The organism is Methanoculleus sp. UBA303 (assembly GCA_002501655.1).
Lineage (GTDB): Archaea > Halobacteriota > Methanomicrobia > Methanomicrobiales > Methanoculleaceae > Methanoculleus.
The window spans coordinates 25,017-27,904 of the sequence record DANY01000005.1 but is presented as its reverse complement, the minus strand read 5'-3'; the positions used below and the strand labels follow the sequence as shown (position 1 = coordinate 27,904).

Below are 2,888 nucleotides of genomic sequence, written 5' to 3'. Positions count from 1 at the left end.
ATAACCCCGGGAAACTGGGGATAATACCCTATAGGTTACAGATGCTGGAATGCTTTGTAACCCAAAGTTCCGACGCCTTAGGATGGATCTGCGGCCGATTAGGTAGTTGTTGGGGTAATGGCCCAACAAGCCAGTAATCGGTACGGGTTGTGGGAGCAAGAGCCCGGAGTTGGATTCTGAGACACGAATCCAGGCCCTACGGGGCGCAGCAGGCGCGAAAACTTTACAATGCGGGCAACCGTGATAAGGGAACCTCGAGTGCCTGTATATGCAGGCTGTTCAGGTGTCTAAAACACACCTGAAGAAAGGGCCGGGCAAGACCGGTGCCAGCCGCCGCGGTAATACCGGCGGCTCGAGTGGTGGCCACTTTTATTGGGCTTAAAGCGTTCGTAGCTGGGTTGTTAAGTCTCTTGGGAAATCTGGCGGCTTAACCGTCAGGCGTCTAAGGGATACTGGCAATCTTGGAACCGGGAGAGGTGAGGGGTACTTCGGGGGTAGGAGTGAAATCCTGTAATCCTCGAGGGACCACCTGTGGCGAAGGCGCCTCACCAGAACGGCTTCGACAGTGAGGGACGAAAGCTGGGGGAGCAAACCGGATTAGATACCCGGGTAGTCCCAGCCGTAAACGATGTGCGTTAGGTGTATCGGTGACCACGAGTCACCGAGGTGCCGAAGGGAAACCGTGAAACGTACCGCCTGGGAAGTACGGTCGCAAGGCTGAAACTTAAAGGAATTGGCGGGGGAGCACCACAACGGGTGGAGCCTGCGGTTTAATTGGACTCAACGCCGGAAATCTCACCGGATAAGACAGCGGAATGATTGCCGGGCTGAAGACTCTGCATGACTAGCTGAGAGGAGGTGCATGGCCGTCGTCAGTTCGTACTGTGAAGCATCCTGTTAAGTCAGGCAACGAGCGAGACCCACGCCAACAGTTGCCAGCATGGTCTCCGGACTGATGGGGACACTGTTGGGACCGCCTCTGCTAAAGAGGAGGAAGGAATGGGCAACGGTAGGTCAGCATGCCCCGAATTATCCGGGCTACACGCGGGCTACAATGGGCAGGACAATGGGTATCGACACCGAAAGGTGAAGGCAATCTCTTAAACCTGTCCTTAGTTCGGATTGTGGGCTGTAACTCGCCCACATGAAGCTGGAATCCGTAGTAATCGCGTTTCAAAATAACGCGGTGAATGTGTCCCTGCTCCTTGCACACACCGCCCGTCAAACCATCTTAGTGGGGTTTGGATGAGGCTGCGGTCGTTGCCGCAGTCGAATCTAGGTTCCGCAAGGAGGGTTAAGTCGTAACAAGGTAGCCGTAGGGGAATCTGCGGCTGGATCACCTCCTAATGAAATTACTTGGGTTTTGCGGTTGCTGGACAAAACGTAAAATTGCCGATGTCAACGGAGAGATTCGGGCTCATAGCTCAGTTGGAAGAGCGCCGCCTTTGCGAGGCGGAGGCCGGGGGTTCAAATCCCCCTGAGTCCACTCGGCAGGGCCAAGCAGTCCTGCCCGACAATGCACCCGGAGATGAGAGTCCCCGGGGAAGGGCTGAAGGTCTTTGACCTGAAGAGGCCGTGTATAGGTGCGTACTCTGGACGTTAAATGAGTTCAGCGGAACGGCGATATGCCTATCAGTGGATGGCTCGGTTCGAGTGCCGAAGAAGGGCGTGCCAAGCTGCGATAAGCTCCGGGAAGACGCATGGAGTCTACGATCCGGAGATTCCCTAATGGGACATCCCAACACTTCGGTGTTGATCCGTAAGGATCGGGAACCCCCCGAATTGAAACATCTTAGTAGGGGGAGGAAAAGAAATCAACCGAGATGTCGTTAGTAGAGGCGATCGAACACGACAGAGTTCAAACTGAATCCCCTCACGGGGAGATGTGGTGTAGTAAGCCTACCGTCTGGATACCAAGGTTAAGCGGAAGTCCTCTGGAATGTGGTACCAAAGAGGGTGATAGTCCCGTACGTGTAAGCCAAGGTGTCCTGGTAGTGTCTTGAGTACCGCGGGTCGGAATTCTCGCGGGAATCTGGGAGTCATCAACTTCCAAAGCTAAATACTACTCGAAACCGATAGCGTATTAGTAGCGTGAGCGAAGGCTGAAAAGTAACCCTTGAAAGGTGGTTAAAAGTGCCTGAAACTGATAGGTGATCGTGAGTTACGGCGCGAAAGGATCTTCCACGCGAAGGAACCCGTCGCGAGGCGGTAGTACGGGCGTGGTTGCCAGTGTCGTAACGTACGTTTTGAAGAACGGGCCAGAGAGTTTATTCTGCAGGCGAAGGTTAACCCAAAAGGGGAGCCGAAGGGAAACCAACAGGTCCGTAGCCTTCGGGCATGGGACGGCGTATTAAAAGTGCGCGGAGTCTGCAGGATAAGACCCGAAGCCTAGCGATCTATGCGTGGGCAGGTTGAAGCGTGCCGAAAGGCGCGTGGAGGACCGCAAGCGGTTTTGATATGCAAATCATTCGCGTGACCTGCGTATAGGAGTGAAAGATTAATCGAGCTGGGCATCTGCTGGTTCCTCTCGAAACATGCCGTAGCATGACCTGGCCGGAGATAGACGGTGAGGTAGAGCACTGATTGGGGGAGCTGGGGGAGAAATCCCTCACCCCCCTGTCAAACTCCAAATTCCCCGTCGTCGAAGATGGCTGGCAGTCCGGACTACGGGGTAAGCTTGTAGTCCGTAAGGGAGACAACCCAGACCGTGGTTAATGTCCCTCAATGTAGGCTAAGTGTCAACACTGAAAGGCGTCCCAGGCCAAAGACAACTGGAAGGTGAGCTCAGAAGCAGCTATCCTTTAAAAAGTGCGTAACAGCTTACCAGTCGAGGTTTGGGGCACTGAAAATGGACGGGGCTAAAGCCTACTACAGATACCACGGACCAC

The 2,888-nt window shown here is 54.4% G+C and carries 1 tRNA gene and 2 rRNA genes (2 of these 3 cut by a window edge); all 3 read left to right on the top strand.

What is annotated here, in order from left to right:
* Window positions 1-1,345: ribosomal RNA gene (locus BP846_RS00925) — 16S ribosomal RNA — on the top strand; it begins 156 nt to the left of the window's first position.
* A gap of 68 nt (window positions 1,346-1,413) precedes the next feature.
* A tRNA-Ala gene (locus BP846_RS00920) sits at window positions 1,414-1,486 on the top strand.
* 123 nt (window positions 1,487-1,609) lie between these two features.
* Window positions 1,610-2,888, top strand: a 23S ribosomal RNA gene (locus tag BP846_RS00915) (it continues 1,813 nt past the right edge of the window).
* The 16S and 23S rRNA genes sit together here with 1 tRNA gene alongside, the layout of an rRNA operon.